We start from the raw sequence: 26,008 nt of genomic DNA on the forward strand, positions 1-26,008 counted from the left end.
CACAGGAGTGGCCGCCGGTAGCCCCCGGGCGGCGGACGCGCGACAGGCGCGAACATGCGAATGCGCCATTGGCATGGGCCGGATGGCCAGGAAACAGCCCTCGGCAGACAGGCAGCATTCAGCCAATCTCCGGGCTCGACACGGCTCCGAAACGCCGTCATACGTTCAGTCCGGGAGGCGGAAAACGCCTCCCGGACTGATCCACCGCCCGCGGGGATTGGGGCGGCGGTGTCCCCCAGCCCACTGGTTCCAGTACGCAGTGGGCCGACCCACGCAGGACTCATGGAAGCGCTCCCGCTCCTCCGGGGCCAAGAGCGCACGGCCGGGCGCACGGCCACACACCCGGAGCACGAACATCACGACAGGGGCTTACGCGCGGACTCCCGCACGGACAACAATCCCGCCATAGGGAAGTCCGCCCCTTAACGGTCGGGATGTGGCGAACTACGCTGGGTTTACGAATGCCGCGCGCCTATGCCGCGACGTGGCGGCCGTCTGTGTGTCGAGGGGTGGCGCATGTCCAGGGAGCTACGCGGGCCGAACGAAAAGCTCGGAACCGTTCTCGCCCTCGCGGGAATCAGCAACGCCGGCCTCGCCCGGCGGGTCAACGACCTGGGGGCGCAGCGCGGGCTGACCCTTCGCTACGACAAGACCTCCGTGGCGCGGTGGGTGTCGAAGGGGATGGTGCCGCAGGGTGCCGCGCCCCATCTCATCGCCGCCGCCATCGGGGCGAAACTGGGACGGCCTGTCCCACTCCACGAGATCGGCCTGGCCGACGCGGATCCGGCCCCCGAGGTCGGTCTCGCCTTCCCGCGCGACGTGGGCGAGGCGGTGCGCTCCGCCACGGAGTTGTACCGGCTGGACCTGGCGGGCCGCAGGGCGGGCAGCGGGGGCATCTGGCAGTCGCTGGCCGGATCTTTCGCAGTGAGCGCTTACGCGACCCCCGCCTCACGGTGGCTGATAACACCCGCGGACTCGTCCGTGGCGCGGGATCCGACGGTCGCACGGGCCGCGCAAGGAGCGCACAACGGCCCTGGCGCGCACGGCGTGTCGGGCGGTCAGGGCGGGCCCGGCGGCGACTCCGCGGGGGAGATCTCACCCTTGCGGGTGGGCCACAGCGACGTGGCCAAGCTCCGGGAGGCGGCGTCCGACGCCCGGCGCTGGGACTCCAAGTACGGCGGCGGGGACTGGCGTTCCTCCATGGTGCCCGAGTGCCTGCGGGTGGACGCGGCGCCACTGCTCCTCGGCGCGTACAGCGACGAGGTGGGCCGCGGGCTCTTCGGGGCGACGGCCGAACTGACCAGGCTGGCCGGCTGGATGGCCTTCGACACCGGGCAGCAGGAGGCGGCGCAGCGCTACTACATCCAGGCGCTGCGGCTGGCGCGCGCGGCGGCCGATGTGCCGCTCGGGGGGTACGTACTGGTGTCGATGTCGCTCCAGGCGACCTACCGGGGCTTCGCCGACGAGGGCGTGGACCTGGCGCAGGCGGCGCTGGAGCGCAACCGGGGGCTCGCGACGGCGCGCACGATGAGCTTCTTCCGGCTGGTGGAGGCGCGGGCGCACGCGAAGGCGGGCGACGCCGTGGCGGCCGGGGCGGCGCTCAAGGCGGCGGAGGGGTGGCTGGAGCGTTCGCGCGACGGCGACGCGGATCCGGCGTGGCTGGGCTTCTACTCGTACGACCGGTTCGCGGCCGACGCCGCCGAGTGCTACCGCGATCTCAAGGCGCCGCGCCAGGTGCGGCGGTTCACGGAGCAGGCGCTGTCCCGGCCGACCGAGGAGTTCGTACGCTCGCACGGTTTACGCCTCGTGGTGAGCGCGGTGGCGGAGCTGGAGTCGGGGAATCTCGACGCGGCGTGCGCGGCGGGCACCCGGGCGGTGGAGGTGGCGGGCCGTATCTCGTCGGCGAGGACGACGGAGTACGTACGCGATCTCCTGCACCGCCTGGAGCCGTACGGCGACGAGCCGCGCGTGGTCGAGCTGCGGGAGCGCGCCAGGCCGCTGCTGGTCGCCCCGGCGTAGCGCCGGTGCCCGCCTTGGCGCTGGTGTACGCCTTGGCGCCGGCGCACGCCCGCTGTGTCCGCCCGCCGCCGTCCCGGACCCGCCCGCCGCCGTCCCGGACCCGCCCGCCGCCGTCCCGGACCCGTCCGGGCCGGTCCGGAGGCGGGCACGACCGTACGCCCCCGGATCACCTCCGGTGCACCTGGCCGCCCGCTCGTGGTTTGGCGGCGTTGTCAGCGGGCCAGTGCACTATCGGGGTGGGAGGTGGCACACGATGGACGGACGCGCGGACTTCGACTGCGACGTGCTGGTGATCGGCGGCGGGATCGTCGGCCTGTCGACGGCGTACGCGATCACGCGCGCCGCTCCGGGCACCCGCGTGGTCGTGCTGGAGAAGGAAGCGGGGCCCGCGCGGCACCAGACGGGCCACAACAGCGGGGTGATCCACAGCGGGGTCTACTACCGCCCGGGGTCCCTCAAGGCGCGGTACGCGGTGCGCGGCGCGGCCGAGATGGTCAAGTTCTGCGCGGAGTACGGCATCGCGCACAAGGTCACCGGCAAGCTGATCGTCGCGACGCGGCGCGACGAGCTGCCGCGGCTGCACGCCCTGGTCCAGCGGGGCAGGGAGAACGGGATTCCGGTGCGGGAGCTGGGCCCGGCGCAGATCATGGAGTACGAACCGCAGGTACGGGGCCTGGCGGCGATCCACGTCGGGACGACGGGGGTGTGCGACTTCACAGCGGTCGCGGAGCAGCTCGCGGAGTCGGTGCGGGCGGCGGGCGCGGAGGTGCGGTACGGCGCGGAGGTGACGGTCGTCGACCGCCGCGCGTGGGGGGTCGCGGTCCGTACGGGCGCCGGGGACGCGGGGGACGTCGTGCGGGCGCGCGCCCTGGTGAACTGCGCGGGGCTCCAGTGCGACCGGGTGGCGCGGCTCACGGGCGACGACCCGGGGATGCGGATCGTGCCGTTCCGGGGCGAGTACTTCGAGCTGGCACGGCCCGGCCTCGTCCGGGGGCTGGTCTATCCGGTGCCGGACCCGGCGTTCCCGTTCCTCGGCGTGCACCTGACGCGGTCCGTCGACGGCGGGGTGCACGTGGGGCCGAACGCGGTGCCCGCGCTGGCCCGGGAGGGCTACCGGTGGTCGGACGTACGCCCCGGGGAGCTGGCGGGCACGCTCGGCTGGCCCGGCTCCTGGCGGACCGCCCGCAAACACTGGCGGTACGGAGCGGCCGAGCTGCACCGCTCGCTGTCGAAGCGGGCGTTCGCCACGGCGGTACGGCGGCTGCTCCCCGCGGTGACGGACGCGGACCTGCGGCCCGCGGCGGCCGGGGTCCGGGCGCAGGCGGTGCTGCGGGACGGCACCCTGGCGGACGACTTCCTGATCCGGCGAGGGGCCCGCACGGTCCATGTGCTGAACGCCCCGTCCCCGGCGGCGACGGCGGCGCTGCCGATCGGGCGCGAGGTGGCGGCGAGGGTGCTGGAGGTGCTGGCGGAGGGGTGAGCCGGGGGCCGCGGTGCCCGGTGGGGCTCGGCAGGTCGGGGCCGCCCGGGGACTCCGTAGAATCGGAGGCATTGTGGCCGAGCCCGAGAAGACCGAGATGACCCAGATCGCCGAGACACCCGAGACGTCCGAGACGTCCGAGACACCCGAGGCCTCCGAGACGTCCGAGGGCGGCGCCCCCGACCGCGTCGCTTCCAAGGACAACACCGCCAAGCGGCTCGCCGCCCACCACGGCACGGTCATGAGCCGGATGTTCCCCAACGGCACCGGACCCGCCGCCGACCCGGCCGGGTCGCACTTCGAGCGCCGTATCCGCAGCTTCCAGCCGCGCCGCAGCCGGGTGACCGCCGGGCAGGCCGACGCGCTGCGCCGCAAGTGGCCCACCTGGGGGCTGGACGTCGACGGGCAGCGCGCCGTCGACCCGGCCACGCTGTTCGGCGGGCTGCCCGTCGTCCTGGAGATCGGATTCGGGATGGGCGAGGCCACCGCGCAGATGGCGGCCGCCGACCCGGCCACCGGGATTCTCGCCGTGGACGTGCACACCCCGGGGCAGGGCAACCTGATCCGTCTCGCGGAGCGGAACGGGCTGTCCAACATCCGGGTGGCCAACGGGGACGCGATCATCCTCCTCAGGGAGATGCTGCCGGCCGCCTCCCTCGACGGGCTGCGCGTCTACTTCCCCGACCCCTGGCCCAAGACCCGGCACCACAAACGGCGGCTGATCCAGCCGGAGTTCCTCGACCTCGCCGCGGACCGGCTGCGGCCCGGGGCCGTACTGCACTGCGCGACCGACTGGGAGCCGTACGCGGAACAGATGCTGGAGCTCCTCACGGCGCATCCGGGCTTCGAGAACACCCAGGAGGACGGCGGTTACGCGCCGCGCCCCGCGTACCGGCCACTGACCCGGTTCGAGGGCCAGGGGCTCGACAAGGGCCACGCGGTGCACGACGTGCTGTTCCGCCGGGCGGCCGACCTCGCTCCGGCACCCCAACTCCCCTCGGGTGACGCGGAGTAGTCGATCAGGCACCGTCGCCAGGTGCCGGTGCCGCTGGTTAGGGTCGACGGGTGTCAGCACCGCCCCCGCAGTTCCCCGCGCCCGGCCTCGGGCCCGCCCTGCCGCGCCGCGTGTTCTGGCGCCGCCGTACGTTCTGGGCCCACCGGGCGGTCAGGGCGACGGCGGTCATCACCACGCTCGCCCTGTGCGGTCTGGTGATCCTCGCGCTCGTCCGGGACCAGACCGGCACCGAGGGCTTCCTCGTCGGCCTCGGCCTCGCCGTCCTGCCCGTACCGCTGCTCATGACGGTGTTCCGCTGGCTGGACCGGGTCGAGCCGGGCCCGTGGCGCAACCTGCTGTTCTCGTTCGCCTGGGGCGCCTGCGCCGCCGCCCTGGTGGCAATCCTCGCGAACTCCCTGGCCACCCGCTGGATCGCCACCGCGACCGCCGACCCGCGGGGCGCGGAGTCCCTCGGCGCCACCGTGATAGCGCCGGTCGTCGAGGAGAGCGCGAAGGCCGGCGCGATCCTGCTGATCTTCCTGTTCCGCAGAAGGGAGTTCACCGGGCTGGTGGACGGCGTGGTGGTCGCGGGCTTCTCGGCCACCGGTTTCGCGTTCACCGAGAACATCCTCTATCTCGGGAACGCCTTCGGCGAGGACCAGTACACCGGCGGCTCCGGGCTCACCTCCATGACCGTCGCCACCTTCGTCGTACGGATCGTGCTGTCGCCGTTCGCCCACCCGCTCTTCACCGTGCTGACGGGCATCGGCTTCGGGCTGGCGGCGGCGGCACCCCGTCACCGCAGGCTGCGCAGAGGGGTGTTGCCGCTGCTGGGCCTGGTCGTGGCGATGGGCCTGCACGCGCTGTGGAACGGCTCGGCGGCGCTCTTCGGCCCGTACGGCTTCTACGTGGTCTACGGCGCGTTCATGGTGCCCGTCCTCGGGCTGGTCACCTGGCTGGCGATCTGGAGCAGGCAGCGCGAACTGCGCACGATCTCCGCCGAGTTGCCCGCGTACTCCGCCGCCGGCTGGCTGGTCCCCGCCGCGCCGCTCGCGCTCTCCTCGATGCGGGCGCGCACGATGGCACGCGACTTCGCGGGCCGTGCGTACGGGGCGCGGGCGGCGCGGGCCGTCGGGGAGTACGAGGCGTTCGCGACGTCCTTGGCCTTCCTGCGCCACCGGGCGGAGCGTGAGGCCGGCGCGCCCGACTTCGCCGAGCGGGAGCGGGAGTTGCTGCACCACCTGTGGCAGCGCAGGGGGATCGCCGGGCCCGCGCTCACGTACGCGGCGCGGGCCACGGGCCGGGTACGGGTGCCGCCGCCGTACATCGACTACGACGGCTACAACCCGTACCGCGACTGACAACTCCCCCACGTGCTACGCGGATGCGGCGGTCAGGTCCGCCAACTCCTCCGCCGTCAGCTCCAGTCCGGTCGACGCCAGCAGCACCGGCAGCTGCTCGACGGTCCGCGCGGACGCCAGGGGGGCCACCACGGTCGGCTGCGCCGCCAGCCACGCCAGCGCGACCGTGCCGACCTCGACGCCACGGGCCCCGGCGACCCGGTCCAGCGCGGCGAGCACGGCCTGGCCGCGCTCGGTCTCCAGGTGGGCGCCCGCCCCCGCCGCCCGCGGGCTGTCGACCGTGGTCCCGGGGCGGTACTTGCCGGTGAGGAAGCCCGCCGCGAGCGACGAGTACGGCACGGTGGACAGCCCGTGCTCGGCCACGAGGTCCTGGAGCGGGCCCTCGTAGGTGTCGCGGGAGACCAGGTTGTAGCGGGGCTGGAGGACCTCGTAGCGGGCCAGCCCCTCACTCTCGGAGAAGGCGAGCGAGGCGGCGAGCCGCTCGGTGCTGAGGTTGGACGCGGCTATCGCCCGGACCTTGCCGTCCTTCACCAGCTGGTCCAGCGCGGTGATGATCTCCTCGACCGGCACCTCGGGGTCGTCGAAGTGCGTGTAGTAGAGGTCGATGTAGTCCGTACGGAGCCGGCGCAGCGACTCCTCGACCCCGCCCTTGATGGTGGCCGCCCGCAGGCCCTTGTACTGGGGGTGGGCGCCGACCTTGGTCGCGACGACCACCTCGGAGCGGTTGCCGCGCGCGGCGATCCAGTTCCCGAGGACGGTCTCCGACTCACCGCCCTGGTGTCCCGGCGCCCAGGAGGAGTACGTGTCGGCGGTGTCCACGAAGTTGCCGCCCACGGCCGCGTACGCGTCCAGGACGGCGAAGGATTCGGCCTCGTCGGACGTCCAGCCGAAGACGTTGCCGCCGAGGGAGAGGGGGAAGACCCGGAGGTCGGAGGAGCCGAGGGTGCGGAGATCTGTCATGAACTGCCCCAACGACGCGGGGGCCGGGGGCTATTCCGGCCCGGGCTCGACAACGCCGGGGCCGGTGCTGTTCCGCCGCCCCCGGCGCGCGATCGATCCGCTACGGGTTGAGGCCCTTGCTCTGGAGCCAGCCCATCGGGTCGATGCCCGTGCCGCCCGGGGCGTGGACCTCCAGGTGCAGGTGCGGGCCCGTCACGTTGCCGGTCGCGCCGACGCGGCCGATGACCTCGCCCGTGGAGACCTTCTGGCCGGCGGTGACGGTCATCGAGGACTGGTGGCAGAACCACAGTTCCGTACCGTCGTCGAGCTCCAGCACCGTGCGGTAGCCGTACGAGCCGGACCAGCCGGCCGACTGGACCGTGCCGCTGTGGACCGCCTTGATCGGCGTGCCGGTCGGGGCCGCGAAGTCCAGCCCGGTGTGGTAGCCGGAGGACCACATGGAGCCGGCCTGGCCGAAGGTGGAGGTGATCGTGTACGAGACCACGGGGAGGGTGTAGCTCTCCGCGAGCTTGGCCAGGCGCTCCTTCTCGGCCTTGGCGGCCGCCTTGGCCTTGGCCTCGGCCTCCGCCTTGTCCTTCGCCGCCTGGATCTTCTTCTCGGCCTCGGTCTGGCGCTTCTCCGCGTCCGCCGCGGCCTTCTCGGCCGCCGCCGTCTGCTCGGCCGCCTTGGTCGTGGCGTCGGCCTCGGCCTGCTGCGCCTCGGCCTGCTGGAGGATGCGGGCGCGCAGCGCCTCGCCGGCGTCGGTGGCGCCCTGCTGGAAGTCCGCGGTGGTCATGCCCGCCGTGGTCAGCGGGTCGGTGGCGAGCGCGCTCGGCTTGGCCTCTTCCGTACCCAGCGAACCCACGCCCGGCAGCGACTTGGCGGCCGGAAGATTGTCCGTGATGGCATCGGGCAGGGATATGGAGACGGCGGGCTTGTCCTGCGCGGTGGCGATGCCGCCCGCACCGACGGCGGCGAGGACGCCGACGCCGAGGACCGTGGAACTGCGGGCCAGTCCGCGCTGCTTGGCGACGCGGTGCCTGCCTCGTACGGGGGGAAGCAGGGAGTCCTCGGTGGGATTCCACTCCCCCCAGGTCCGGTCCGCTTCGGTGCCGAACGTCGGCGGTTCGAAGGTTTCCGTTTCGAAGGGGGCTTCGAGGGCAGGCTTGTTGGACGCCACTGGGGCGCGCTCCTTTCCTTCCTTCTCGCCTACCGGGTTAGCTGACGGGTTCGGAGCAGGAAGGTCTCCTACGGGTGCTCTCGCGGCACAAGGCAGCAAGAAGCCCCCGATTCACCCCAATTGGTGGTTCCCCGGTTCCCTTGCGGGATTCGGCGCGTGCGGCACGGCGCCGTCCTTACGACGGCTGGGACGACCGCGCTGCGTTATCGAACGTTAATAGAGACATGGGCTTTATTCCAAGCTGTTCCGGATGATCGTTAACGAATTCGCAACGGACGTAACGGGACACATCGAGGCGCAAGCGGGCGAGTTGATCGTCTTCGGTGGCCACTCGGGGGGTCAGAGGTTTCTGACGGGTGGTCAGGCGTTGTGCGGAGCGGTACGCGGCGATCACGGAGCGTGCGGAACGGGTGGTGGGGCGTCGGACGGTGGGCATCGGGCATCGGGCATCGGGCGCCCTAGGGCACGACCGGCATCGTCCTGCGCCGTTCCGGCTGCCCCTGGACGGGCCGGCTGACCGCCAGCAGCGCCATGTCGTCCGTGTTGCCGCCGCCCGTGTGCACGCGTACGTCCCCGATGAGCGCGTCCAGCATCTCGTCGGGCCCCGGGAAGATCCGCCCGGACAGCCGTTCACGCGCGTCGTAGAAGACGCCCTTCGCGTTGCGCGCCTCGGACAGGCCGTCCGTGTAGAAGAGCAGGGTCGCCCCCGGCGGGAACGGCTCCGCGTCCGCGCGGTCCGGCCACGCGCCCAGCTCGCTCATCCCGAGCGGCAGCGCGTGGTCACCGGGTGCCAGCATCACCACCACGCCGTCCGCGTGGGTCAGCAGCGGCTCGGGGTGGCCGCGGTTGACCAGCCGTACCACCGCCTCGTCGTTCGGGATCTCGGCGAGCACGGCCGTGGTAAAGCCCTCGAAGACGTCGATCCCGTCCCGCCGCGTGCCCTCGCGCGTGAGGGCACGCTCCAGCCGCTGCGCGACCCCCTCCAGCGAACTCTCCTGCTCGGCGGCCTCCCGGAACGCCCCGATGACCACCGCCACCGCCTCGACCGCCTCCAGGCCCTTCCCCCGTACGTCCCCGACCACCAGACGCACCCCGTACGGCGTGTCCTGTACGGCGAACAGGTCCCCGCCGATGAACGCCCCCTCCTGCGCCGCCTCGTACCGCGCGGCGATGTGCAGTCCGCCGATCCGGTCGGCGGGTCTGGGCAGCACGGCGCGCTGGGCCGTCTCGGCGATGATCCGGGCGGACGCGAGGCGCTCGCCGCTCAGGCGCACGACCCGGTTGATGCCGAGCGCGAGGACGGAGACGGTGAGGACCGTCAGCAGTTCGGTGATGGCGTCGGCGCTCCCGACCGTGCCGTCGAGGAGGCGCAGGACCAGTTCGGTGCAGAGGGCGGCGACGCCGGTGAGCAGGGTGCCCAGGGGGGTGAAGAACGGAGCGGCGACCAGGGGGGCGGAGCAGAAGAAGGGCGAGGCGGTGAAGCGGGTGGGGGTCGCGGAGTCGAAGATCACTCCGACGACGATCACCAGCGCGGGCAGGTAGCGGACGACCCTGCGTCCGATACGGCCGGGCTCCGCGCCCACGCCCCGGTCGATGAAGCCGCCGTCCGGGATCCGGCCGCCACCGACCGCGACCGGGGTGCTGCCGGTACCGCCGGAGGGGTCGAAGCCGCCTTCGAAGCGGGTACCGAAGCCGGTGGCGGGGCCGGGCGGCCGGGGCGTACCGGCGGCGGGGCGCGTACCACCCGAGCCGGAGCCCGCTTCACCGGCGCCCTTCCCCGGCCTTCTCAGCCCCGGCTTCCTCAGCTTCCCCACCTGTGGTCTCCTGCCCGGTCCGGCTTCGGCTGCGGACGGTACCGCGCTCACCTCAGGCTGGTCGCCGCCGCGCCGGGCGGCGAGTCGCCATCGACCGAGTGGGCTACGGACCGATCGCTCCACCACTGCCCCTTCACCGTACGCGGCGGCCCGCGCGAAGGCGCCACCGCACGGGCGGAGGCCGGGAGCGACACCTGCCCGGGAACGCCGAAGGCCCGGATCCACTGGGGATCCGGGCCTTCGGTCCTACTGAGTAGCGGGGGCAGGATTTGAACCTACGACCTCTGGGTTATGAGCCCAGCGAGCTACCGAGCTGCTCCACCCCGCGTCGGTAAACCTGACTCTACGCCATCCGGACCAAGATCATTCCCATTTACGGCCGCCCCGCTCACCGCCCCCCTCGGTACCGCTCGCGCCCCGCGCCGGAGAAGCCGTACGGAGCTGCCCTACGCCGCTTCCACCACGTCGGCCCGCACCGCGGCGGCCCACTCCACGAGAAGCCGCTGGTAGCGCTCCTGCTCAGCGGCCGACAGCGCGCCACCGGCGCGCGTCCACAGGGCGCGGATCTCCCCATTGACCACGGCGGCGGACCGCGCGGGAGTGCCGACAGGGGTGCCGGCGAGATTGCCGACACCGGAGGAGGCAGACGAGTCGAACGATGAAGCGGACATGGAGGTAAGGCTACGGGGGGCCACTGACAATCGGCAGAGCGTGTCCCCCCAACCGCCACTCACCAGCGCCTAGGGTGGCACCGGTGATTGAAACCATCGTGTTCGACGTCGGCGAGACCCTCGTACGCGACGACCGGCAGTGGGCCTCCTGGGCCGACTGGCTGGGCGTCCCCCGACACACGATCTCCGCCCTGGTCGGTGTCGTGACGGCGCAGAACAGGGACGGCAACGACGCCCTGCGGCTGATCAAACCCGGCATGGACATCGGCGAGGCGTACCGCGCCAGGGAGACCGCGGGACGCGGCGAACACCTCGACGAGTCGGACCTCTACCCGGACGTACGGCCCGCCCTGGCCGCGTTACGGGCGCTCGGCGTCCGGGTCGTCCTCGCCGGGAACCAGACCGTACGGGCCCTGGAGCTGCTGCGCCGCCTCGATCTCCCGGCCGACCTGGTCACCGGCTCGGGCGAGTGGGAGGTCGCCAAACCGACCCGGGAGTTCTTCGCCCGGGTCGTGGAGGCGGCCCAGGCCCCGCCGGAGCGGACGCTGTACGTGGGCGACCATCCCGCGTACGACCTGTTCCCCGCCCAGCTGGAGGGCCTGCGCACGGCGCATCTGCGGCGCGGCCCGTGGGGCTACCGGTGGGCGGACGACCCGGAGGTGGTCGCGGCGGCGGACTGGCGGATCGACAACCTGACGCAGCTCACCCCGATCGTGCGGGCGGCGCGCGAGAAGGGGTGAGGGAGAAGGGGGCGCCTCACCCGACAAGGCGGCGGGGACGCCTCCTCACCCAGCGGCGCCCTCGTCATCCCCGACGCACTCGTCATCCCCCCGCCGCGTATTCGTGCGCCTGGCCGCCCTGCCACTCCACCCAGGTGGGATCGTCGAGGAGATCCCACGCGTCGGGCAGGCCGGCCAGGCGCAGGAACTCGACCAGATGGTCGTCCGAGTGGGCGAGCCCCATGATGCGCCCGCGGACGGTGACCCGACGGCCGCCTGTCCCGGACGCCCGGTGTACGACGATCGGTACGTCATTCATACGGCCAAGAGTGCGACGATCTCGCCCCGACCGCAGCATCTGGCGGCCACTTCTTTGCCGGCCCCGGACCCCGCCCCCGGACAAACCCGCCCCGACCGCCCACCGGGCCCGGACGCGGGCGGTGGGGGGCCGGGCGACAGGTGGTGGGCCGTGTGGGACTTGAACCCACAACCAACGGATTAAAAGTCCGCTGCTCTGCCAATTGAGCTAACGGCCCCGGCGCGACATCCCCGAACCCCCCGAGCATAGCCAGCGGCGGGGCTGGTGCGTGGCCGGGGAACCACGAGGCGGATCATGACCTCTGTAGTGTCACAGCATTTTCGGCCACGATGCTCGGTCGTCTCGGTCGTCCGGGGTTACGGGGAAGCTCGATGAGACTCTGCTTTCTGGTGGAGGAGCAGTACCGCTACGACGGCATGCCCGTCGAGGTGATCTCCCAACTCGTCGCGTGGGGGCACCGGGTGGACGTCCTGCGCCCCGGCAGTGCGCTGCTGCCGCTGTCCGACGTCGTACGGGCGGGCAGTCACGACGCCTGGGTGCTGAAGACGGTCTCGGGCGGTCCCGGCCTGTCGCTCCTGGAGGCCGCCGCCGGGGTGGGGCTCACAACGGTCAACGACGCGCGGGCGATACGGAGAGTCAGGGACAAGGCGGTGGCGGCGGCGATCGGCCACGACCGGGGCCTCCCACTGCCGATGACGTACGCGGCGTCGCACCCGGACGCACTCGCCGAGATCCCCTCCTCCGCCTACCCGTTGGTGGTCAAACCGGCCGACGGAAGCTCGGGCCGCGCGGTACGGCTGGTGGCGTCGCCGGAGCGAATGGCCGAGATACGCGGGGAGTTGGCCGGGGACGGCATGCTGATAGCGCAGCCGTACGTACCGAACTCGGGAACGGACCTCAAGGTGTACTGCGTCGGTGGCGAGCTGTACGCCACCGAGCGCAACTCCCCGCTCCACCCGGACCGCGCGACCCAGGAGCGGCGCGTGCCGCTCTCCGCGGAAGTGGCCGGAATCGTCACCGAGGTCGGGGCGGTCTACGGACTGGACCTGTACGGCGTGGACGTCCTCCTGGGCCCGGACGGCCCGGTGGTGGTCGACGTGAACGACTTCCCCAGCTTCCGCCAGGTACCGGACGCGGCGGCAAGGGTGGCCAGGGCGATCCTGAACTTGGCGCGCGGGGGGAGCCCGTCCGTACCCCCAGCCCTGCCGCCCCACCAGACCCCGGTCTCCGCCGTGGCGGGGGACGGCAGATGAGCGACCGCCGATGAAAATCTGCTTCCTGACCCCGAACCCGGACCACCCACTCCTCGCGGCAACGGAAAGACTCCTCAAACCGACCCACGAGGTAACCCACGTACATCCCAACCACCCCCTGCACCCCACCGCAGCCCCCCTGGCGGACGTCTACCTACTGAAGTCCAGAACACCCCGGGCACTGACCCTGGCCCGCTCGTTCGAGGAACGCGGCGCGAGGGTGCTCAACTCGGCGGCGGCCACGGAACTGTGCCAGGACCGCACGGCGATGGCAGACCTGGCCCTACAGGCAGCCCTCCCCTTCGCCCAAACCCACACCCCAGGCACCCTGGCCAACCTGACATCCCTGCCAATTCCCCGCCTCCCCCTCCCCCTCCCCCTGGTGGTGAAGAGCCGCCACAGCCGCCGAGAGGACCTGGTGGCCCGAGCCGACACCCCCGCACAGCTACAAGCCCTGGCAGCGAGCTGGCCCGAAGAGCCAGTAGTGATTCAGGAGTTCACCCCGAACAGCGGCTGGGACCACAAACTCTGGGTGATAGCCGACAAGGTCTTCGCCACCCACCGCCGCTCAGAACTCGCCACCACCCCCACGCCACCACCCCCACCCCCACTCACCCCCACCGACCTCCCCCCGACCTGGCTCACCCTGGTCCGAAAGGTCGGCAAGGTCTTCGCCCTGGACGTCTACGGAGTGGACATCATCACGACCCCCACAGGCGCCCCCCTGATCGTGGACATCAACGCGTTCCCCGGCATAAGAAACCAACCAGGCGCCCCAGAAGCCCTCGCGGCCCTGGCGCTCCGCGCGGCGGAAAGGTAACCACCATGGCCCCCTCGGCGAAGTGGGCTCGTTCGGTTGCCGAGGCTGAGCTGCGCCGACCGCTTCCCCGTCGGTACGCACACTCTGAAGGCGTCGCTCGGCGTGCGACCGAATTGGCCGGGATCGTGGAGGACGACGCCGAGCTGCTCGTCTCCGCGGCTGTCCTGCACGACGTGGGCTACGCTCCGCAGCTGGCCGTGACTGGATTTCATCCGCTGGACGGCGCTCGGTTCCTGCGGGACACCCACGGTGCCGATGCACGACTCGTACGGCTTGTCGCGAATCACACCTTCGCGCTGTTGGAGGCCGAGGAGCGCGGGCTGCGTGAGGTGCTGAAGGTGGAATTCCCGTCGCCGGAGAAGCGGTCGCTGGTGGATGCGCTGGTCTACTGCGACATGACGACCACGCCTGACGGAGATCGGACGACTGCCGAGGCGCGAGTGTCAGAAATCCTCAGCCGCTACGAAGCTGACAGTGTGGTGGGGCGGTTCATCCGTCGGGCAGCCCCGGAGATCTTTGCCGCCGTGGAGCGGGTGGAGGCGGCGTTGGCGAGTCAGCCCAGGTAGGGGTAGGTGCCGGCGAGGTAGTCGCCGATCTGTTGGCGCATGCTGGGGTGGATGTCGTACTGGTCGAGGTCTGTGGGCTGGATGAAGCGGACGCCGTCGGCCTCGTCGTTGATGGTGGGTTCGCCTCCGACGGGGCGGCCGATGTAGGTGTTCTCGTACTGCTGGCGGATCTCGCCGTCGGTGTACGCGACGATGTGGTTCGGGTTGGTGTAGATGCCCAGGAAGCCGGTGATCTCGGCGATGATGCCGGTCTCTTCCAGGCATTCGCGTACCGCGCACTGGGCCGCTGTCTCGCCGATGTCCTGCGCTCCGCCGGGCAGCGCCCACTGCCCGGTGTCGCGGCGGCGCTGGAGCAGGATGGCGCCGCTGTCGTCGACGACGAGCAGGTTGTTGGCCGGGATGAGGGTGTTCGCCTTGGGGGCCTCGGGGTCGTTGTAGTACTCAGTCCTGCCCATGTGCGGCGGTCCCCTCCTGGCCGGGTGCCCAGGGCCGCGCACCGGCCCAGACGGCTTCGAAGCTCTGAGCGTAGTTGTCGAACCACCCGGCGGCATCAACCCTTTTGAGATGGAGCACGGGATTGGCACTGGCCGGCTGGCCCCAGATGTGGGGGTTGGCCAGCAGGTTGTCGTCGTAGCGGAACAGGGAGGTGTAGAGCGTGGTGTCATGCAGCCGGACTTCACAGCCCGCCTCGGACAGCAGAGGGCGGTAGTAGGTCAGGGAAGCACGGATCTTGGCGGCGAGGGTGTCGCCGCCGATGCCTTCCTCGCGGCCCCGGACGGCGACCGCCCGGCCGTTCGAGTCGCCGAAGCACAGGCGTACCCGAACGCCGGCGGCGGCCCGCTCGGCGAGCATCTTGGCCACGCGTGGGTTGGACTGGGCGAAGAAGGTGCCGGAGAAGACGAGTAAGCCGATCTGGTCCCGCGCCCCTTGGAGGAGCGAGAGCCACGTGTCGCGGGGAACACTGGCGCGATTGGGGTAGGTGCCCACGAGTTCGGTGTCCGACCCGGAGCCCGGCTTGCCCACGCCCCGGGGCGGGGTGGGCCAGAGGAAGGTCTCTTCCACCCGCAGGTGTTGGGCGACCCGGAAGCGGTGCCGCGGGTGGGGCACACGCCCGCCGAGCCAGCGGCCGACGGTTTTGGGGTCCACCTCGCAGACCTCGGCAAGCGACTCGGGCGGCACGCCCCGCTGGGCGAGTACGGAGTGGAGTCGCTCGTTCACGGAAACCATACAAGCCCGGCCGAAGGTCGAAGGCAAGGACGTTATGGGACGTTTCCTCGACAGCTGACGCTACGCCAGGCTATCTACGCTGGTCTTATGGAGCTCATCGTCCTGTGGGACATCGACCACACCCTCATCGACAACTCGGAGGTGAGCAAGGAGATATACGCAGCCGCCTTCGCGTCGCTGACGGGGGCCGCTCCCACGCGGCCGGCGCGGACGGGGGGCCGTACGGATCGCCTGATCATGCGGGACATGTTCGTCCTGGACGGTCTGCCCGAGCCGGAGTGGGCGGTTGTCGAGGCCGCTCTTGCCCGTGCCGGTGAGGAACGCTTCGAAGATCTCCGGCGGCGTGGGACAGCTCTGCCGGGAGTACGGGCGATTCTCAAGGCGGTCTCGGTCCGGAGCGGTTGGGTGTCGTCGGTGCTGACCGGCAATATCGCGGCCAACGCCCACGTGAAGGTGTCGGCCTTCGGCCTCGACGCCCTGCTGGATCTGGCCGTCGGTGCTTACGGCGCTGACGCCCTCCAGCGGCCGGACCTGGTGACCGTCGCCCGAGAACGAGCCCAGCGCCTCCAGGGCGTGCGCGAGGGCGTTCCTGTCGTGCTTGTAGGGGATACGCCGCGGGATGTCGAGGCGGCACTCGCCACAGGCTCCGGGATCATCGCGGTCGCTTCGGGCATCCACACAGCCGAAGAACTGGCCGCCGCCGGCGCATCCGAGGTACTGCCGGATCTGTCGGACACCGCGCGCCTTCTCCAGCTCCTGGAGACCTACGCGGCACGCTGAAAACGTCCCAGGACGTCCCGGGCACGTCCGCATACGCGGTGACGCGGTCCTCGTACTCTCCGCCACCATCAGGTCTTCCACCAGGCAACTGGCCGAAGGAGGACCACGTGATCGGGGTAATCACCGGGATCCGCAGGATCCGGATGCTGTACTTACAGCTGCTGTATCGCTGCAACTTCGCGTGCCTGCACTGCTTCCACGGCGAGCGACTTCAGCACGCGGACGCCTTCACCGCCGAAGAGGCGATCAACCTCATCACGCTCATGCGCGACCACTACGGTGCGGAAGCCGTCACCCTGCTCGGCGGCGAACCGTTCGTCTACAAGGATCTTGCCCGGGTCGTCCAGCACACCAAGCAGGAACTGGGACTCCAGGTGGAGATCTGCACCAACGGCTACCGGGTCGAGCGCCGGCTGACCGAGATCGCTCCGCATCTGGACCTGCTCCGGGTCTCGCTGGAGGGCATCGGCGCTACCAACGACCACATCCGCAAGGCAGGGAGCTACCAGAGCGCGCTGAGCGCACTCGACCTCGCCAGGCAACTCGGTGTCCGTACGGGCGCGACCATGACGGTCACATCCCGCAACATCGACGAGGTTCTGCCGCTGGCACGCACCCTGGAGCACTTCGACGTACGGCAGTTGAAGCTCCACTGCCTCCGGCCTGTCGGCAACGCCGCCGCCCATCCGGAACTCCTGGTCACCAACACCAGCGCCTACGCCCGCCTGCGCGAGGAACTCCGGGCGGCCAAGCTGGTGGTCGAGGTGATCATCGACGAGGATCTGTCCGAGAACGGTGCTCCCGGAATCTGTACCCCTGCTGGTGGGCCGGTCGAGATCGAGCGGATCGAGGCGGACCCACGAGGCGCGCTCACCATGTCCTGCAAGGCGGTCGGCAAGGACTCCCACGCCTTCTGGTACGACAAGATCGCCGACCACATCGTCCACCGGCCCTCCGCCACCGACGAACTCACCCTCGCGGTGCCGGACGTGGTCTACGGCCGTGCCTGAGCACCCGCGGTTCGAGAGCCTCGAAGGACTTCGCGGCACCGGAAAGTCAACCGTCGCACCGATGCTGGCAGCATCCCGCGGCGCCATCCTGGTCCCGACCATGCCCTCCATCTATGAGCCCCTGAGACGGGAGGTGGACGCGCGAGGGAACGTCGACGCGCGGATGTGCTTCTACCTCTCCGCGCTGCTGACCGCGGCCGATCAGATCCGAAGCCACCTCATCGCCGGTGATCCGGTTGTCGTGGAGAGCTACTTCGCCCGCTGCCTGGCCAACCACCACGCCCTGGGCGCCGGCATCGACATCGCACTGCCCTCCGATCTGCCGCAACCCACCACCTATTACTTGATCTGCGCGGAGGACGAGCGCAGGCGCCGCCTCGTTCACCGTGACAAGCCGGTCTCCCGTTGGGACGTCCTCGCAGAGGACGCCGCCGACCGGATCAACCGCGCATACGCCCAGTTCCCGATGTACCGCATCAACACCACAGGGCTCGGACCCGAGGACGTCTGTCGCGCGATCTTGGCCACCGACAAGCGAGGAGCTCACCGCAGTGCGAACCCGGAGCCTGTGGGACCACACCCTTACGTTCTTCCCCCAGTTCCTTGCCGCAGTTGAGGAGCAAGCCGCTCCCGGAGCCACCGTCGCGATCATCGGGGCGAGCGACGGCAAATTTGTCCTGCCGCTGGCAGCCGCCGGCTATCGCGTCATCGCCGTAGAGCGCGACCCACTTGCCCTGCACGGCGGCGAGGTGCACCTTCCGGGTGACAAACGCGCCCACACGACAGGTCTTGTCGACCGTCTCAAACTCGAAGCCGTCTACGACCGGGTGCAGGTGGTGGAGGAGGACTTCCTCCAGGCCGAGCCCCTGGGGATGCTCTGCGACGCCGTCTGGACGAGTTGCTCGTGGCATTACAGTGCCAACCACCGGAGCCCGCTGGCGGAGTTCGTCACCCGTATGCAGGCCATGGTGCGGCCCGGTGGCCTGTTCGGCGCAGAGTTCATGATGCCCGTGGAACAGCGCCACCACGGGATCGAGCACTACACGTCGCCGGAGAAACTGAGGCGCCACTTCATCGGCGACTGGGATGTTCTGCTGACCCTGCGCACGAATGAATTCACCGAGCGAGCCCACGTCGGCCGGCTCCAGGACCACACCCACCGGATGGGCCTGCTCCTCGCGGCTCACACCCCCCACTCCTCCTGCCACCAGGAGAAGAAGGACTCATGAAGCACGAGTACGAAGCCAAGTTCCTGGCCATTGACGTCGCCGACCTCAGGGCACGGCTGACCGCTCTCGGCGCCGTCCAGGCGTTCCCGCGCATCCTGCTCACCCGCAAGATCTTCGAGAACGACGCCCTCGACGGCGGTGCCTGGGTACGCCTGCGCGACGAGGGCACACGTTCGACACTCACGCTCAAGCAGGTGACCGACGCCACCACGATCGACGGCACGACCGAGATCGAGACCGAAGTCACCGACCTGCAGGCCATGGCCGAGATTCTCCGGAACATCGGCATGAGCGAGGTCCGCTATCAGGAGAACTATCGCGAAGAGTGGCGCCTGGGCGAAGTCGCGTTCGACTTCGACACGTGGCCCGGCCTCCCGACGTTCATCGAGATCGAGGGGCCCGACGAGGCGTCCGTTCGGCAAGCCGCAGCGCTGCTGGAACTCGACTACTCCGAAGCCCGGTTCGGCAGCATCGACGAGATCTACAAGAGCGAGGCCGGGCGAGACATCCTTGCCGAGCCCACACTCCTCTTCGCCGATGAGGACCGGAGCGGAAAGAACCGAGCGCCAGGACTTCTGGAACGAGGGTAGGCGGCCCCGCCGCCGGGTGGTCCACACACGGCGGCCCCTTCCACGAGAAAGCGCCCCACCCGGCCGGGTGGGGCGCTTCTTGTGGGTCGGGGGCGTGGCCCTCTTCCCGTGCCAGTAGGCCGTGTGGGACTTGAACCCACAACCAACGGATTAAAAGTCCGCTGCTCTGCCAATTGAGCTAACGGCCCTCGGCGCGACACCCACGAGCATAGCCCGCCCGGCGGCGGGAGCCGATCGGGTATCGGGTGTGGGGGCGTCGCGTCCTCGTGCGGATGTAGGGCAGGGCCGGCCGGGCGCCCCTGGGGGTGTCCGGCCGGCCCTGCTCACTCAGCGGGGTGCCGCGGGTCAGTTGCCGCGCTTCCAGCGGGGCTTGTCGTCGCGGCGGCCGAAGGAGCCGGTGCCGGTGCCGGTCGAACCGCCGCGGTGGTCGTCACGGCGGCCCGTCGGGCGGTCGTGGGACGCGGCGGCGCGGAAGCCGGTCGTCGGGCGGTCGTCGCGGCGGTCGCGGTTGACCGGGCGGTCACCTACGGGGCGGTGCTCGCGGCGCTCGAAGGGGCGGCCGCCACGGTCGTCGCGGCGGTCCGCGCTCGGACGGTCGCCGCTGGGGCGGTCGTTCGTACGGTCGCGGTCGCGGTCGCCGCCGGGGCGGTCGTTCGTACGGTCCCGGTTGAAGCCACCACCCGCCGGGCGGTCGTCCCGGCGCTGGAAGCCACCGCTCGGACGGTCGTTCGTACGGTCGCGGTTGAAGCCACCGCCCGCCGGGCGGTCGTCGCGGCGCTGGAAGCCACCACGGTCACCGCTCGGACGGTCGTTCGTACGGTCACGGTTGAAGCCACCGCCCGCCGGGCGGTCGTCCCGGCGCTGGAAGCCACCGCTCGGACGGTCGTTCGTACGGTCGCGGTTGAAGCCGCCATCCTTGCCGCCGCCGTCACGCGGGGTGTAGCCCCGCGCGCCGCCCCGGCCGCTGCGCTCGCCGCGGTCGTCCCTGCGGTCGCCGCCACGGTCGCCCCGGTCGTCACGACGCCCGAAGTTGCCCCGGTCGTCGCGGCTCTCCCGGCGCTCCTCGCGCTGCGCCGGTACGGCCGCGGCCGCGGCCGCGGCTGCGGCCTCCGCCACCGCGCGCTCGGCCTCGGCGGCCACCTCGGCCACCGCCGCCTCCGGGTCGTCGCCCCGCTCGCGCGCCGCGCGGGCGACCAGGCGGTCGGCCTCCTCGCGGAGTTCGACGGCACGGCGCTGGACGCGCTCCAGCTGCTTGGTCAGGTCGACGGCCTCGCGCTCGGCCTGCTTGGCCGCGTTGTTCGCGGAGTCCGCCTGGACCTCGGTGAGCGAACGGGCGCCGGTGATCTCGGCGACCTCCGGCTCGAACACCCCGGCTCCCGCGACGATGTGGCGCGAGGCGTCGACGCCCGCGTCCTCCATCATCCGGAAGATCTGGCGGCGCTGGTGCGGCAGCGCCAGCGAAACGACCACACCGGACTTGCCGGCGCGTGCCGTACGGCCCGAGCGGTGGAGGTAGTCCTTGTGGTCCCCGGCCGGGTCCACGTTCAGCACCAGGTCGATGCCGTCCACGTGGATACCGCGCGCGGCGACGTCAGTCGCGACGAGCGCGTTGACGTACCCCTTCTTGAAGTCCTCAAGCACGCGCGTACGGGCACCCTGCGTCATCCCGCCGTGCAGCGCGTCGGCCTTCACGCCCGAGTCGCTGAGCTGCTCGGCGATACGGTCGGCGCCGAGCTGCGTCCGTACGAAGATGATCGTGCGGCCCTTGCGGGCGGCGATCGCGGCCGTGACCGGCGCCTTGTCCTTCGGCTTCACCACGAGCACGTGGTGGGTCATGGTCGTGACGTTGCCCTGCGCGCTGTCGACCTCGTGGTGCACGGGGTTGGTCAGGTAGCGCTTGACCAGCGTGCTGATCTCGTTCTCCATGGTGGCGGAGAAGAGCATCCGCTGGCCGCCGCTCGGCACCAGGTCGAGCAGCTCGGTGACCTCGGGCAGGAAGCCCAGGTCCGACATCTGGTCGGCCTCGTCGAGGATCGCGATCTGGACCTGGTCCAGCGAGCACGCGCCGCGGTTGATGATGTCGCGCAGCCGGCCCGGGGTGGCGACGAGGACGTCGACACCGCGCTCCAGCGCGTAGATCTGGTTCTGCATGGACGTACCGCCGCAGACGACCTTCATCTTCAGGCCGAGCACGTCGCCGTACGGCTGGAGCGCGTCCGCGACCTGCATCGCGAGCTCACGGGTCGGGGTGAGGATGATGCCGCGCGGCTTGCGCTTCTCGGTGTGGCCGCCGGCGAGCGTGGCCAGCAGCGGCAGACCGAAGGAGAGGGTCTTGCCGGAGCCGGTACGGCCGCGGCCCAGGATGTCCTTGCCGGCCAGGGCGTCCGGGATGGTCGCTTCCTGGATCGGGAAGGGCGCGGTGACACCGTTCTGTCCGAGCTTGCGGACGATGCCCTCGGGGAGACCGAGGTCGCCGAAGGTGACGCCGGGCGGGCCGGCGGGGACCTCGGGAAGCTCAAGGGCGTCGTCGGAGAGTTCGTCGAGCTCGGTGGTGTCCGAGGCCTCGGTGAGGGACTCGGTGGTGTCCGAGGCCTCGGTGAGGGTCTCGGTGGAGTCCGAAGCCTCGGTGACGGTCTCGGTGGAGTCCGAAGCCTCGCTCGGCTCCGAAGCCTCGCTGGAGTCGGCTGCCTTTTCGGCCACTACCGTCTCCGCGTCCTCGACGTCCTCGACGATCTCCACGATCGCGGTGGTCTCGGCGGTGATTTCCGCGACGGTCTCGGTGGTGCTTCCCGCGACGGTCTCGGTGGACTCGTTCTCGGGCATGACGGTGTGGTCAGTACTGGAAATGGACATGCGAAATGCGAAACCTTCCGGAGTCTCGGCACGCGCCCAAACTCCGTGATTCGCAAATCGACCGCCTCAATGCGGTCAGCCACGGCAAGGGAGAGTACGCGCCACGCGGCGCTCTTCTGTGTCGGCGCCAGGCAATGATCAAACGATCTACTACCATACGCACCCTCCCCCCACTTAGGCAAACCAGCAGGCCAGCCAGCTGCTCCGCGCCTCGGGTCACACCGGCCCCACCTGTGGAGACGCCGTCGGCATCTTCCGCATTCCCGTCCCGTCGCCCGGAAACATCTCGCCCGTCCGCAGGTTGGCCGCGGGCGACGCCGACGGCAGTACGGTCGGCTCCGGATCGGGCTCCGGCTGGGGCTCGGGAGTCGGCGGCGGCGGGGGCGGGTCGGACGGCTGCGGGGCCGGGCGGGTGGGCTCCTTCGTCGGCAGCGGCTCGTTCCACGGCGGCGGGGACGGCTTCCCGGGCTGCGGCGGCACGCCCTTCGACGGCGCGGGGGAGGCCGCCCGGTGCGACGAACTGGGGGTCGGCGAGACCTCCTTGGCCGTGCCCTCCCGGTCCGCGTGGACGCGGTCGCCGCCGCCGTGTTCCGTACGCTCCGGTCCTCCGCCGGAGCCGCCGGGCGCCTCGCCCGTACCGCCGTCCGGCGCCACCGCGGCGCCGTGCCGCCCCGCCGAGCGCGAAGGGGCCGGCTTCCCCGCGTCGTCGCCGACGCTCATGCATCCCGTGGAGGACGCGACCGCCAGGGAGGTGACGAGGCCGACGACAAGACGGCCTGGGGCGGACAACTGGCGCACGAGAGGCACCTCCGGGACACGGGACGGAGCCCCCCGCCGACGGCGGAGGGAAGGGTTCACTGCTTTTCCCGTCCAACTCCCTTTTCCCCGCGAGGGACACGGCCCCGCGAGGGACACGGCCGTGTCCCTCGCGGGGACACGGCCGCAAGGGCGCGACCGGCGCGCCTATCCCACCCAGCTACGCGCCAGCTCGACCCCGAGCAGCACCGCGCCGAGTCCTACCAGGACGGACAGGGCCACGTTCACCGCCGCCAGGAACCCCCGGCCGAGTTCGGCCAGCCGCAGCGTCTCGTACGAGAAGGTCGAGTACGTCGTCAGCGCGCCGCAGAAGCCCGTACCGATCAGCGCGAACGTCCCGGAGGAGACCGCCGCGCCGGACACGAAGCCGAGGACCAGGCTCCCGCCGGCGTTCACGGTGAACGTGCCCCAGGGGAAGTCCTCGCGGCCGGTCCACCGCGCCTGGACCGTACGGTCCGTCAGATACCGCAGGGGCGCGCCCACCATGGCGCCCACGATCACCAGCAGCCAGGTCACCGGACCGCCCCGCCCCCGGGCCGGCCACCCGGACCGCCGCCCCCGCGCCGTACCGTCCACCGGGTCGCCAGCGCCGCCGCCCACACCGCCGTCATCGCCCCCGCGACGGTCCCGGCCCCGTACGCCAGGGCCGTGGCGTCCTCATGACGCCTCAGCAGGTCGTGGAAGTCCAGCGCGTACGTCGAGAAGGTCGTGAACCCGCCCAGCACCCCCACCCCGAAGAACGGCCGTACGAGCGGATGCGCCGACCGCCCGTCCTCGGTGATCAGGACCATCAGGACGCCGATCAGCGCGCAGCCGAGCACGTTGATCCCGAAGGTGGTCCAGGGGAAGGCGTCGGGGGCGGTGGGCCAGAGCACGTCGGCGCCGTACCGCGCGGAGGCCCCGGCGGCGCCGCCCACCGAGATGACGGCGAGCACCGGCCCCCGCCGCCCGCCGCCGGTCTCGGCCCGGTGCGCGGGCAGGTGCAGATCGACGTCCGGATCCATCGGCCCCGGACGCGGCGGCTCACCCCGCGGCTCGGGACCGACCGGCTCGGGACCGACCGGCTCCCGGTCGACCGGCTCCGGATCCGGCGCGGGCGGACTCATACGGGCCTCACAGCGGGCGAGGTCGGGGGACGTGCAGCCATGAAGCTCATTCTGCTCGCCCTCATCCCGCTCGTCCCGGCCCCCCACAACACGCGATCTTCACGGACAATGGCCGGGTGCTGGAGATGACGCGCGACGCGTTCGAAGAACTGGTGAGCCAGGCCCTGGACCGGATCCCGCCCGAGCTGACCCGGGTCATGGACAACGTGGCCGTGTTCGTCGAGGACGAACCCGCCGCCGACGACCCCGAACTGCTCGGCCTCTACGAGGGCACCCCCCTGACCGACCGCGGCGAGTGGTACGCGGGGGTCCTGCCCGACCGCATCTCCATCTACATGGGCCCGACCCTCCGTTACTGCGAGACGACGGAGGACGTGGTGCACGAGGTGGCCGTGACCGTGGTCCACGAGATCGCCCACCACTTCGGCATCGACGACGAACGCCTCCACGAGCTCGGCTGGGGGTAGGGCCCGTCCGGCGGATCTTCGTGGGCCTGACAGGCCCTGGCGGCACCACGGGCCCCACCCGCCGCGCATGGCGCGACCCGGCCTTGGGCATATGCGCCCAATGCGCCGTGATGCAGACCGTTCCCCCGTCCGCACCACGCCCACCGGCATCCGGGGCCGGCTCGCACGCCTCCTCCCACCCCGTCTCAAGCCATTCCGCCCCGCCCCCACCCGCACCCTCCTCCCGACCCCCCACCCCTTCACCCGCTCCGTCGCCCTCCTCGCCGTCGTCCTCCTCGGCGCCTGGCTCGGTCTGCTGGTGGTGGGGAGCGTCAGGACGCCCGTCGGCCCGATGGACACCAAGATGACCCTCCGGCCGTCCCTGACCGGCGGCACCAAGATCAACGTCTCGCCCCTCGGCTCCCTGGAACTCGCCTCGCACCACGCGCCCCTGCGCCTGGACGTCGATGTCGACCGCCTCGACCCGGTCCGCTCCCAGGCCCTCGTCGACCACCCCGAGCGCCTCTCGGGCCTCCAGGAGGAGGTCGCGCACGACGTCGGGGCGGGCGCCACGGAGCTGGCCGTACGGTCCTGTGTCGCCGTCGTCTCCGGCGCCACCGCCCTCGGGCTCGCCGTCTACCGCCGCCCCCGCCGCGCGCTGGCCGCCGGCGGCCTCGCCCTCACGCTGCTCGCCGCGTCCGCCGCGGGCGCGTACGCCACCTGGAACCCGAAGTCCGTCCTGGAGCCCAAGTTCTCCGGCCTGCTCTCCTCGGCCCCGCAGGTCGTCGGCAGCGCCCGCTCGATCGTCTCCGACTTCGACGTCTACCAGAAGGAGCTGGCGCGGCTGGTCACCAATGTGACCAAGCTGTACGACGCGACCGCGACGCTCCCCGCGTACGCGCCGGACCCCACCACCCTGCGGGTCCTGCACGTCTCCGACATCCATCTCAACCCGGCCGCCTGGCACATCATCGGCTCGCTGGTGGAGCAGTACGGGATCGACGTCGTCATCGACTCCGGCGACACGATGGACCACGGTTCCGCCGCCGAGAACGGCTTCCTCGACCCGATCGCCGACCTCGGTGTCCCCTATGTCTGGGTCCGCGGGAACCACGACTCCCTGACCACCCAGCGCTACCTCCAACGGATGAAGAACGTCCGGGTGCTGGACGAGGGCCGGGCCGTGACCGTCGGCGGGGTCCGTATCGCGGGCATCGGAGACCCGCAGTTCACCCCCGACCGCTCGGTGAAGGCGCAGGGCGACCCGGCCGAGCGCATGGCGGGCATCCGCTTCGCCTCCGCCCTCCGCGACCAGCAGCAGGCAGGCACCCCCGTGGACATCGCGGTGGCGCACGAGCCGGTGGCCGCGCGGGAGACGGACGGCCTGGTCCCGCTGGTCCTGGCGGGCCACGTCCACCACCGCGAGACCGAGATCATGCCGCTGGGCACGCGCCTCAAGATCGAGGGGTCGACGGGCGGCGGCGGGCTGCGCGCCGTGCAGAACGACAAGCCGGAGAAGGTACGGGCCTCGATCCTCTACCTGGACCGGACGACGAAGCGGCTCCAGGCCTGGGACGAGGTGACGCTGGGCGGGCTCGGGCTGACGACGGCGGAGGTGAGCCGCCACCTCCCGAAGGAAGCGGGCACCCCGGGCGAGGGCCCGTCGCCGAGCACGTCGTCCAGCCCGTCACCGAGCACCACGTCCACCACCTCACCGACCCCCGCCGCCCGCACCCCCACCACCCCCTCAAGGCCCCCCACCCCCTCCCCCTAATACGTTTTGGCGATATCTCCGCCATCCCATATGCTTCTCACG

General features: G+C 71.4%; 26 protein-coding genes, 3 tRNA genes and 1 riboswitch. Of the genes, 15 read left to right on the top strand and 14 right to left on the bottom strand.

Annotated features, from left to right (window positions below; all coding sequences use genetic code 11):
• Window positions 1–516: 516 nt before the first annotated feature.
• From ACIO1C_RS03455 to ACIO1C_RS03470, 4 genes are all read left to right on the top strand, one after another.
• Entirely contained in the window at window positions 517–2,019 is a 1,503-nt protein-coding gene (locus tag ACIO1C_RS03455) for a sporulation protein (protein WP_401858083.1), read from the top strand.
• A gap of 253 nt (window positions 2,020–2,272) precedes the next feature.
• Complete coding sequence (gene lhgO, locus ACIO1C_RS03460) at window positions 2,273–3,499, top strand: L-2-hydroxyglutarate oxidase (RefSeq protein WP_401858086.1); 1,227 nt, start codon at window positions 2,273–2,275, stop codon at window positions 3,497–3,499.
• Window positions 3,500–3,740: 241 nt separating this feature from the next.
• Complete coding sequence (trmB, locus tag ACIO1C_RS03465; protein WP_401859080.1) at window positions 3,741–4,514, top strand: tRNA (guanosine(46)-N7)-methyltransferase TrmB; 774 nt, start codon at window positions 3,741–3,743, stop codon at window positions 4,512–4,514.
• A 50-nt stretch (window positions 4,515–4,564) separates the two neighbouring features.
• Window positions 4,565–5,854, top strand: coding sequence for a PrsW family intramembrane metalloprotease (locus tag ACIO1C_RS03470; RefSeq protein ID WP_401858089.1), 1,290 nt, complete (start codon window positions 4,565–4,567; stop codon window positions 5,852–5,854).
• A 15-nt stretch (window positions 5,855–5,869) separates the two neighbouring features.
• Here ACIO1C_RS03470 and ACIO1C_RS03475 read toward each other — a convergent pair whose 3' ends face one another.
• The 5 genes from ACIO1C_RS03475 to ACIO1C_RS03495 all read right to left on the bottom strand — a co-directional run bounded on the left by ACIO1C_RS03475 (window position 5,870) and on the right by ACIO1C_RS03495 (window position 10,458).
• Window positions 5,870–6,814, bottom strand: a complete 945-nt coding sequence (locus tag ACIO1C_RS03475; RefSeq protein WP_401858092.1) for an aldo/keto reductase — start codon at window positions 6,812–6,814, stop codon at window positions 5,870–5,872.
• Between the two features lie 100 nt (window positions 6,815–6,914).
• Window positions 6,915–7,973: a M23 family metallopeptidase gene (locus ACIO1C_RS03480; RefSeq protein ID WP_401858094.1), complete on the bottom strand. Its 1,059-nt coding sequence runs from the start codon at window positions 7,971–7,973 to the stop codon at window positions 6,915–6,917.
• 11 nt (window positions 7,974–7,984) lie between these two features.
• Window positions 7,985–8,138: riboswitch (cyclic di-AMP (ydaO/yuaA leader) on the bottom strand.
• A 293-nt stretch (window positions 8,139–8,431) separates the two neighbouring features.
• Complete coding sequence (locus ACIO1C_RS03485) at window positions 8,432–9,568, bottom strand: PP2C family protein-serine/threonine phosphatase (protein WP_401859082.1); 1,137 nt, start codon at window positions 9,566–9,568, stop codon at window positions 8,432–8,434.
• A gap of 473 nt (window positions 9,569–10,041) precedes the next feature.
• Window positions 10,042–10,115 (bottom strand) — tRNA-Met (locus ACIO1C_RS03490).
• Between the two features lie 118 nt (window positions 10,116–10,233).
• Window positions 10,234–10,458 (bottom strand): hypothetical protein, encoded by a 225-nt coding sequence (locus ACIO1C_RS03495; RefSeq protein WP_401858096.1) that lies wholly within the window; start codon window positions 10,456–10,458, stop codon window positions 10,234–10,236.
• 86 nt (window positions 10,459–10,544) lie between these two features.
• On the opposite strand from ACIO1C_RS03495, the gene ACIO1C_RS03500 reads away from it, so the two are divergent.
• On the top strand, window positions 10,545–11,198 hold the full coding sequence (locus ACIO1C_RS03500; RefSeq protein WP_401859084.1) for an HAD family hydrolase: 654 nt from the start codon (window positions 10,545–10,547) through the stop codon (window positions 11,196–11,198).
• Window positions 11,199–11,280: 82 nt separating this feature from the next.
• Here the strand turns inward: ACIO1C_RS03500 and ACIO1C_RS03505 are convergent, their stop codons facing one another.
• Both ACIO1C_RS03505 and ACIO1C_RS03510 read right to left on the bottom strand, forming a co-directional pair.
• Entirely contained in the window at window positions 11,281–11,496 is a 216-nt protein-coding gene (locus ACIO1C_RS03505; RefSeq protein WP_401858097.1) for a hypothetical protein, read from the bottom strand.
• 141 nt (window positions 11,497–11,637) lie between these two features.
• Window positions 11,638–11,713: transfer RNA gene (locus ACIO1C_RS03510), tRNA-Lys, on the bottom strand.
• A 154-nt stretch (window positions 11,714–11,867) separates the two neighbouring features.
• On the opposite strand from ACIO1C_RS03510, the gene ACIO1C_RS03515 reads away from it, so the two are divergent.
• Genes ACIO1C_RS03515 through ACIO1C_RS03525 form a run of 3 tightly spaced genes read left to right on the top strand, consistent with a single transcriptional unit; the run spans window position 11,868 to window position 14,135 of the window.
• Window positions 11,868–12,749 (top strand): RimK family alpha-L-glutamate ligase, encoded by an 882-nt coding sequence (locus ACIO1C_RS03515; RefSeq protein ID WP_401858100.1) that lies wholly within the window; start codon window positions 11,868–11,870, stop codon window positions 12,747–12,749.
• Between the two features lie 10 nt (window positions 12,750–12,759).
• The gene (locus ACIO1C_RS03520) at window positions 12,760–13,569 is read left to right on the top strand and encodes a RimK family alpha-L-glutamate ligase (RefSeq protein ID WP_401858103.1); all 810 of its coding nucleotides are present in this window, start codon (window positions 12,760–12,762) and stop codon (window positions 13,567–13,569) included.
• Window positions 13,570–13,574: 5 nt separating this feature from the next.
• Window positions 13,575–14,135 (top strand): HD domain-containing protein, encoded by a 561-nt coding sequence (locus ACIO1C_RS03525; protein ID WP_401858105.1) that lies wholly within the window; start codon window positions 13,575–13,577, stop codon window positions 14,133–14,135.
• On the opposite strand, the gene ACIO1C_RS03530 is transcribed toward ACIO1C_RS03525, so the two are convergent.
• Window positions 14,123–14,590 carry an NUDIX hydrolase gene (locus ACIO1C_RS03530; RefSeq protein WP_401858107.1) on the bottom strand — a complete coding sequence of 156 codons (468 nt, stop codon included), beginning with the start codon at window positions 14,588–14,590 and terminating at the stop codon, window positions 14,123–14,125. The two genes, ACIO1C_RS03525 and ACIO1C_RS03530, sit on opposite strands and share 13 nt — an antisense overlap.
• On the bottom strand, window positions 14,577–15,353 hold the full coding sequence (locus ACIO1C_RS03535; protein ID WP_401858109.1) for an XRE family transcriptional regulator: 777 nt from the start codon (window positions 15,351–15,353) through the stop codon (window positions 14,577–14,579). Before ACIO1C_RS03535 ends, ACIO1C_RS03530 begins: the two co-directional genes overlap by 14 nt.
• Before the next feature lie 96 nt (window positions 15,354–15,449).
• Here ACIO1C_RS03535 and ACIO1C_RS03540 point away from each other — a divergent pair, with 96 nt between their 5' ends.
• From ACIO1C_RS03540 to ACIO1C_RS03560, 5 genes are all read left to right on the top strand, one after another.
• A complete protein-coding gene (locus ACIO1C_RS03540) occupies window positions 15,450–16,142 on the top strand; it encodes an HAD family hydrolase (protein WP_401858111.1) in 693 nt (230 codons plus the stop codon).
• A gap of 107 nt (window positions 16,143–16,249) precedes the next feature.
• Window positions 16,250–17,152 carry a radical SAM protein gene (locus ACIO1C_RS03545; RefSeq protein WP_401858114.1) on the top strand — a complete coding sequence of 301 codons (903 nt, stop codon included), beginning with the start codon at window positions 16,250–16,252 and terminating at the stop codon, window positions 17,150–17,152.
• A gap of 61 nt (window positions 17,153–17,213) precedes the next feature.
• Window positions 17,214–17,768, top strand: a complete 555-nt coding sequence (locus ACIO1C_RS03550) for a hypothetical protein (protein ID WP_401858116.1) — start codon at window positions 17,214–17,216, stop codon at window positions 17,766–17,768.
• Window positions 17,704–18,381, top strand: a complete 678-nt coding sequence (locus ACIO1C_RS03555) for a class I SAM-dependent methyltransferase (protein ID WP_401858118.1) — start codon at window positions 17,704–17,706, stop codon at window positions 18,379–18,381. The genes ACIO1C_RS03550 and ACIO1C_RS03555 overlap by 65 nt, the downstream gene beginning before the upstream one ends.
• Window positions 18,378–18,971 carry a class IV adenylate cyclase gene (locus ACIO1C_RS03560; RefSeq protein ID WP_401858120.1) on the top strand — a complete coding sequence of 198 codons (594 nt, stop codon included), beginning with the start codon at window positions 18,378–18,380 and terminating at the stop codon, window positions 18,969–18,971. The genes ACIO1C_RS03555 and ACIO1C_RS03560 overlap by 4 nt, the downstream gene beginning before the upstream one ends.
• Before the next feature lie 115 nt (window positions 18,972–19,086).
• Here the strand turns inward: ACIO1C_RS03560 and ACIO1C_RS03565 are convergent.
• The 5 genes from ACIO1C_RS03565 to ACIO1C_RS03585 form a co-directional block, all read right to left on the bottom strand.
• Window positions 19,087–19,159 (bottom strand) — tRNA-Lys (locus tag ACIO1C_RS03565).
• Window positions 19,160–19,316: 157 nt separating this feature from the next.
• Window positions 19,317–21,824: a DEAD/DEAH box helicase gene (locus ACIO1C_RS03570; RefSeq protein ID WP_401858123.1), complete on the bottom strand. Its 2,508-nt coding sequence runs from the start codon at window positions 21,822–21,824 to the stop codon at window positions 19,317–19,319.
• A gap of 216 nt (window positions 21,825–22,040) precedes the next feature.
• Window positions 22,041–22,622, bottom strand: coding sequence for a hypothetical protein (locus ACIO1C_RS03575; protein ID WP_401858126.1), 582 nt, complete (start codon window positions 22,620–22,622; stop codon window positions 22,041–22,043).
• A 165-nt stretch (window positions 22,623–22,787) separates the two neighbouring features.
• Entirely contained in the window at window positions 22,788–23,156 is a 369-nt protein-coding gene (gene crcB / locus ACIO1C_RS03580) for a fluoride efflux transporter CrcB (protein ID WP_401858128.1), read from the bottom strand.
• Window positions 23,153–23,644 (bottom strand): fluoride efflux transporter FluC, encoded by a 492-nt coding sequence (locus tag ACIO1C_RS03585; protein WP_401859085.1) that lies wholly within the window; start codon window positions 23,642–23,644, stop codon window positions 23,153–23,155. The genes crcB and ACIO1C_RS03585 overlap by 4 nt, the downstream gene beginning before the upstream one ends.
• 218 nt (window positions 23,645–23,862) lie before the next feature.
• Between ACIO1C_RS03585 and ACIO1C_RS03590 the strand changes: the two genes are divergently transcribed.
• Both ACIO1C_RS03590 and ACIO1C_RS03595 read left to right on the top strand, forming a co-directional pair.
• Window positions 23,863–24,213: a metallopeptidase family protein gene (locus tag ACIO1C_RS03590; protein ID WP_356431175.1), complete on the top strand. Its 351-nt coding sequence runs from the start codon at window positions 23,863–23,865 to the stop codon at window positions 24,211–24,213.
• Between the two features lie 100 nt (window positions 24,214–24,313).
• Complete coding sequence (locus tag ACIO1C_RS03595) at window positions 24,314–25,966, top strand: metallophosphoesterase (protein WP_401858130.1); 1,653 nt, start codon at window positions 24,314–24,316, stop codon at window positions 25,964–25,966.
• Window positions 25,967–26,008: the final 42 nt, after the last annotated feature.

Source organism: Streptomyces sp. NPDC087420, assembly GCF_044744165.1.
Classification (GTDB): Bacteria; Actinomycetota; Actinomycetes; order Streptomycetales; family Streptomycetaceae; genus Streptomyces.